The organism is Halanaerobium sp., from assembly GCF_003070835.1.
In genome coordinates this window covers 1-6963 of the sequence record NZ_QBLR01000179.1, presented here as the reverse complement: position 1 = coordinate 6963, position 6963 = coordinate 1, and the positions used below count along the sequence as shown (strand labels likewise).

Here is a 6963-nt window from a genome sequence, read left to right as displayed (position 1 = left end):
TTCAATGAAGTTTGCTATCGATGAAACTGAAAGAAGAAGAGAAATTCAGATCCAGCATAATAAAGATAATAACATTACACCAGAAACTATTATTAAACCAGTTCGTGATGTTGTAAAACCGGTTGATATGGTAGTTTCAGAAGATAAGAGCCGTTATTATGATAAGAGCCAGGACAACGAAGACCCTGATGATAACAGCCAAAATTATGATGATATGACAAGCAAAGAGATACAGCATTTAATTATAGATTTGGAAGCTGAAATGGAAGATGCAGCTAGAGATTTAGAATTTGAAGTAGCTGCTCAAATTAGAGATGAGATTGAAGAACTGGAATCAAAACTGGAAAAAATGTAGGATTCCGGTTCTTAATATATGGTATTTAATAAATATAAAGAGGTGTAAAATTTAAAATGGGATTAGAACGTTTAATAGTTAAAGGTGCTGAAGAGCACAATCTTAAAAAAATTGATATAGATATACCACGAGATAATCTAATAGTTATTACAGGTTTGAGTGGTTCAGGTAAATCTTCACTTGCTTTTGATACAATTTATGCGGAAGGACAGAGACGCTATGTAGAATCACTTTCTGCATATGCTCGTCAGTTTTTAGGTCAGATGGAAAAGCCCAAAGTTGAATATATTGAGGGGCTTTCTCCGGCAATTTCAATTGACCAAAAAACAACAAGTCGGAACCCTCGCTCAACTGTTGGAACAGTTACAGAGATTCATGATTATTTGCGTCTGCTTTATGCTAGAGTGGGTATACCTCATTGTCCGGTTTGCGGTAAAGAAATTAAATCCCAGACTGTTGATGAAATAGTTGATCAGGTACTGGAACTGCCGGAGAGAACTAAGATTCAGATACTGGCTCCTGTAGTTAGAGCCAGAAAAGGTGAGCATGAGCGTGTATTTGTTCAGGCTCAGCGTGATGGTTTTGTGAGGGCAAAAGTTGATGGAGAAACAATTCTTTTAGAAGAGGCAGAAAAACTTGATAAGAATTTTCAGCATGATATAGAAATTATAGTTGACCGCTTGGTTGTAAAAGGTGGAATTAGAGAACGCTTAGCTGATTCTGTGGAAACTGCTTTGGAATATGCAGAGGGCTTAATTATGATTGATGAGATAGATGGAGAAACAACAACTTATAGTGAAAACTTTGCCTGTCCTGAACACAATATTAGTTTGGAAGAAATGTCACCCAGGATGTTTTCATTTAACTCTCCTTTTGGGGCCTGTGAAAACTGTGATGGTCTGGGAGTAAAAAAAGAATTTGATCCCGATTTAATTTTAGATAGAGAAAAGTCGATAGCAGATGGTGGGATAATTCCTTGGGCAAGGTCATCCAGCCGTTATTATCCAGCTCTTTTAGAGGCGATGGCTGATGAATATGATTTTAGTTTGGAAACAAAAATAGAAGATTTAGATGATGATATTGTGGAAAAATTAATCTATGGTGATAATAAAAAAATAACCTTTCCTTACACCAACCGTTATGGCAGAACTAGAGATCATACTACTAGATTCAAAGGAATTACTGGTTATTTAAAAGAAAGAATGGAGAAATCGGATAGTTCAAGTGCTCATCGGAAATTGGAAAGATATATGAATGAAATCCCTTGTCATGTTTGTCATGGTCAGCGTTTAAAACCGGAAGTGCTTGCTGTTACAGTTGGTGGAATTTCTATAGCTGAATTTAGTTCATATACTATCAAAGAGGCCCATGAATTTTTAGAGGGGGTAGAACTTGATGATAGGCGGGCTAAAATTGGTAAAGAAATTCTAAAAGAAGTAAGAGAACGCTTAAGATTTTTACTCGATGTTGGACTTGATTATTTGAGTCTTGAACGTTCTGCTGGTACACTTTCTGGTGGTGAAGCCCAGCGGATAAGGCTGGCAACCCAAATTGGTTCTGGTTTAATGGGAGTTTTGTATATTTTAGATGAGCCGAGTATTGGCCTGCATCAGCGTGATAATAATCGTTTGATCAGTACTCTGGAGCATATAAGAGATTTAGGAAATACTGTGATTGTTGTTGAACATGATGAAGAAACAATCAGGGCAGCAGATTATATTATTGATATGGGTCCTGGAGCGGGTAAGCATGGAGGAGAGATTGTTGCTGAAGGATCATTAAAAGATATATTAGCAGAAGAGCGATCTCTGACTGGACAATATTTATCAGGCAAAAAGAAAATAAAAGTGCCTGAAGATAGGTATCAGCCCGGAGATAAATGGCTAAAAATAAAAGGAGCCAGACAGCATAATCTTAAATCTATTGATGTAGAATTTCCACTGGGAACCTTTACCTGTGTAACTGGAGTTTCTGGATCGGGAAAAAGTACTTTAATAAATAATACTCTCAAAAGAAAGATGATGCGAGAATTATATGATTCAACTTTACATCCAGGGGATCATGATGAGATAGAAGGAATGGAGCAGATTGATAAGGTTATAGATATTGATCAGTCTCCAATTGGAAGAACTCCCCGGTCTAATGCAGTGACCTATACTAAGGTTTTTAATTATATTCGTGATGTTTTCGCCAGTACTCCTGAAGCCAAACAGCGTGGATATGAAATTGGTCGCTTCAGTTTCAATGTTAAAGGAGGACGTTGTGAAGCCTGTAAAGGTCAGGGAATAGAAGAAATAGAAATGCACTTTTTGCCGGATGTTTATGTACCATGTGAAGTATGTGATGGTAAGCGCTATAATCGTGAAACCTTAGAGATTAAATATAAGGGCAAGACAATAGCAGATGTGCTTGATATGACTGTAGAGGAAGCAGTAGAATTCTTTGAAAATATTGAACCAATCCGCCGCCGCTTACAAACTCTTTATGATGTTGGGCTAGGCTATATTAGACTTGGTCAGCCGGCAACTACCTTTTCTGGTGGTGAAGCTCAGAGGATTAAAATTGCCAAAGAATTAGGAAAGATGAGTACAGGAAAAACTTTATATTTATTAGATGAACCGACTACAGGTCTCCATTTTGCCGACATCAAAAAACTTTTAGAAGTGCTGCATCGATTACGTGAGGATGGGAATACTGTAATTGTTATTGAGCATAACCTGGATGTAATTAAATCGGCAGATTATCTAATCGATCTTGGACCTGAGGGAGGAGAAAAAGGTGGAGAACTAGTTGCTTGTGGTACCCCGGAAGAAGTTTCTAAAAATGAAAATTCTTATACTGCTAAGTTTTTGAAAGAAATGCTGTAGGTAAAGGGTACCATTTAATGGAGGTGCTAATTATGGATAATATTAAAAGGCTATTAAATTCTAAGACTATGATTTTTAGCATAGGTTTGGTATTGCTGTTTATTGCTCTGTTTGCTAATCTGGAAGTTGTGCAGCCTCTTTTGTTGTTATTTGTTATTTATTCTACAGTTAAATTTGGTAAAAAAGGAGTTCTTTTTTCCACAGTATTTTCAATTATTGTTTTAGCGGTTCAGGATATCTATAATTTAAATATTAACCCACTAGAATTTATAATTGAAGCATTAATAATAATTATTGCAGCCTTTTATATTATCCACAGCACTACTAAAATGCAGAAATTAAACTTCGAACTAAGAGAAAGGGTCAAAGAACTTACCGGATTATATAGAATTTCAGAAGCAGCGGAAGAAAATGAATTGAATATCTCTCAGACCCTTAATAAGATTGTAAATAAAATTCCTCTTTCTTATCAATATCCTGCAGACTGTGAGGCACGAATAATTTATCATGATGAAGAATACAAAACTGATAACTTTGAGGAAAGCCGCTGGATGCAGCAGGAAGATTTAAAAATTGATGGCCAGATTGTTGGGAGTATTGAAATATCCTATCTCTCAGAACACCCTGTAAAATATAATGAGACTGTTTTTTTAAAAGAAGAATTTGATTTATTAAAATCTATTGCAGCTAAAATATCAATTATTTTAAAAAACTTAGAACAGGCAGAAACGATTAAAGAACAGAAGCAGTTTCTTTCAATAACTTTAAATTCAATTGGTGATGGCTTAATAGTTACTGATAAAAAGGGAAGAATCCAAAAATTAAATACAATTGCTGAAAATTTAACCGGTTGGAGTATTGAGGAAGCCTACAATAAAGATATAGAAGAAATTTTCAAAATTTTTAATGCCAGGACGGGAGAAAAGGCAAAAAACCCTGTTGAAAAAGTTCTAAAAGAAGGAAAAGTTGTTGGCTTGGCAAATCATACAAAATTAATTGCAAGAGATGGTAATGAATATCATATTGCTGATAGTGCTGCTCCAATTAAGACTGAATCAGGTAATATTCAAGGAACAGTGATGGTTTTTAGAGATGTTACCAGGCGTAGAGAGACTGAAGCTGAATTAAAAAAGCTGAATGAAATTTATAGAACATTGAGTATGGTAAACCAGCTAATTGTTAGAGAAAAATCACTTAAAAAATTATTGGATGAGGCTGTTCAAATTATAGCTGACTATGGTAAATATCAAAATATTTGGATTGGAAGGATTGATAATAACTTAGAAAGAATTCGTGTTTTATCATTTTCTGAACCAAATACTAAAAATTTTAAACAGAATGAGACATATAATATTGACTTAAATAACTCAGTAATTAACTTTAAGGAAGAATTAATCAGCAAAGATGATGATAAATTAATAGTCAATGATCTTCCCAAAACTGAAGAAATCAATTCATTTTTAGATAGCAGCTGCGGCTCACGCGCTTTCTTTTGCTTGGGTGCATTTGATAAACCATGGGGAGTTTTGTCTTTCTGTTCAGCTGAAGAAAATAATTTTGATCAAACAGAAGTAAAGCTTTTAGATGAATTAACTGGAGATATTTCTCTGGGTATTGAAAAGATTATAAATGAAAAAAGACGTAAGGATTCAGAAAAGAGATTGAAAAAAAGTGAGAAAAAATACAGAAGGTTATTTGAAAATTCTCCTGTAGGGATTTTTAAAACTACTTCCAGGGGTGAAGTAAAAATGATTAATCCCCATATGGCTGAAATATTAGGTTTTGATTCAATTTCTGAAACAGTAAATTATTATAATGATTTAAAAAAGGAATTGTATGTGAATTCTGAACGTAGAGATCAGTTTATTAGACTTATGCAGGAAAATCGAGAAGTCAATAATTTCACCTATCAGGCCTATGATAAAAACAAGAATATTATGTGGCTTGAGATGGATGCAAGAGTAAGTAAGGAATATGATGATGGAACTTTTGTGATTGATGGATTCTGCTGGGATATAACTGAACGCAAAAAGAATCAGGAAAAAATTCAATACATTGGATTTCACGATAAATTGACTAACCTATATAACAGAGCCTTTTTAGAAGAAGAGATTAAAAGAATTGATACCAAAAGACAGCTTCCAATAAGCATTATTATGGGAGATCTTAATAATCTTAAGTTAATCAATGACACCTACGGTCATCAAAAAGGTGATAAGTTGATTAGAAAAGCAGCAAGGCTATTTGAAAAATCATGTCGAGAAGAAGATATTATTGCCCGCTGGGGTGGGGATGAATTTGTTGTTTTACTCCCTCAGACATCGGTTAAAGAAAGTGAAGAAATAATTAAAAGAATTAATCAGGAAATTTCAAAAGAAGAGGGAGAACTTGCTGTTTCTATTGCCCTGGGGAATGCTGCTAAAGTGGATATAGAAGAAGATTTGATGATGGTATTGAGTAAAGCAGAAGATCGGATGTATAAAAATAAAATTTCAAGTCGTAAAAGTGCCCGAAGTAGTGTGCTCTCTGCATTTTTAACATCTTTAAAAGAAAAAAGTTCAGAAACAGAAGAGCATGTTTCTAGGATGAGCCAGATAGCTAATGATTTTGCGGATGAAATAGGTTTATCTAATTCAGAGAAAGATAGACTGCACTTATTGACACAAATGCATGATATTGGTAAGATTGCAGTTCCCGAAGAAATATTGAATAAACCCAATAGATTAAGTGAAAAAGAATGGGAACTGATGAAAAAACACACTGAAACTGGTTTTAGAATTACATCTAATTTAGAAGATTTTGCTCATATTTCTTACGAAATTCTTCACCATCATGAGCACTGGAACGGCTGTGGCTATCCTGATGGCTTAGCTGGTGAAAAAATCCCTATGCTGTCTAGGATGTTATCTATAATTGATGCATATGATGTAATGATCAGCGGTAGGCCATATCAAGACTCAATGACTGAAGAAGAGGCTTTAAAGGAACTGCAGAGATGTGCAGGTACTCAGTTTGATCCTGAGTTAGTGGATAAATTTATTCAAATTATTAGTACTAATATAAATAAAGGTGATTTAATTGAGAGACAATGAAATTAATCAAGAACACATAGAAGCACAGCTCAAAGAACTGCCGCGCCAACCTGGAGTTTATCTAATGAAAGATGAAACTGGTATGATTATCTACGTTGGTAAGGCTAAATCTTTACGCAGTCGAGTTAGATCATATTTTCGTAAAAATGATCAAACTTATAAGACGAGAATGCTGGTTAAATATATAGATGATTTTGATTATATTATAACAGACACAGAAGTAGAAGCCTACATTTTAGAAGCTAATTTGATCAAAAAACATCAACCTAAATTTAATATTCGGCTTAAAGATGATAAGACCTATCCCTATATAAAAGTAACCAAAAATGTTGATTTTCCGAGGGTTTTTAAGACCAGAATTGTAAAAAATGATGGTGCAGAATATTTCGGTCCTTTTGCAGATGTTGATGCAATATATAAAACTTTGGATGTAATCAAAGATATATTTAAGCTCAGAAGCTGCAAAAAAGAGTTAAAGGCTGATGAACCGGAAGATCGCCCCTGCTTAAATTATCATATTGATAAATGCCTGGGCCCTTGTATTGGTGCAGTTAGTAAAGAAGATTATCACGAATTAATTGACCAGGTCTGTCTTTTCTTATCTGGACGACAAACAGAATTAAAGCAGCAGGTTGAAAAAAAGATGAAA

Annotated in this window: 4 protein-coding genes; all 4 read left to right on the top strand. The window is 34.5% G+C overall.

Annotation, left to right across the window (positions count from 1 at the left end; genetic code table 11):
* Positions 1-355: UvrB/UvrC motif-containing protein (locus tag CI949_RS14600; RefSeq protein ID WP_290767614.1), on the top strand; the 355-nt coding region annotated here is incomplete at its 5' end.
* A 56-nt stretch (positions 356-411) separates the two neighbouring features.
* On the top strand, positions 412-3222 hold the full coding sequence (gene uvrA / locus CI949_RS14595) for an excinuclease ABC subunit UvrA (protein ID WP_290767612.1): 2811 nt from the start codon (positions 412-414) through the stop codon (positions 3220-3222).
* A 32-nt stretch (positions 3223-3254) separates the two neighbouring features.
* Entirely contained in the window at positions 3255-6314 is a 3060-nt protein-coding gene (locus CI949_RS14590; RefSeq protein WP_290767609.1) for an HD domain-containing phosphohydrolase, read from the top strand.
* Positions 6301-6963, top strand: a 663-nt coding sequence (locus CI949_RS14585; RefSeq protein ID WP_290767606.1) for a GIY-YIG nuclease family protein, incomplete at its 3' end; no start/stop codon positions are given. The genes CI949_RS14590 and CI949_RS14585, both read left to right, overlap by 14 nt.

What these genes read in the sequence shown, in the direction of transcription:
- CI949_RS14590 (WP_290767609.1), top strand. Translation starts at nt 3,255, where the DNA reads ATGGATAATATTAAAAGGCTATTAAATTCTAAGACTATGATTTTTAGC.
- uvrA (WP_290767612.1), top strand. Translation starts at nt 412, where the DNA reads ATGGGATTAGAACGTTTAATAGTTAAAGGTGCTGAAGAGCACAATCTT.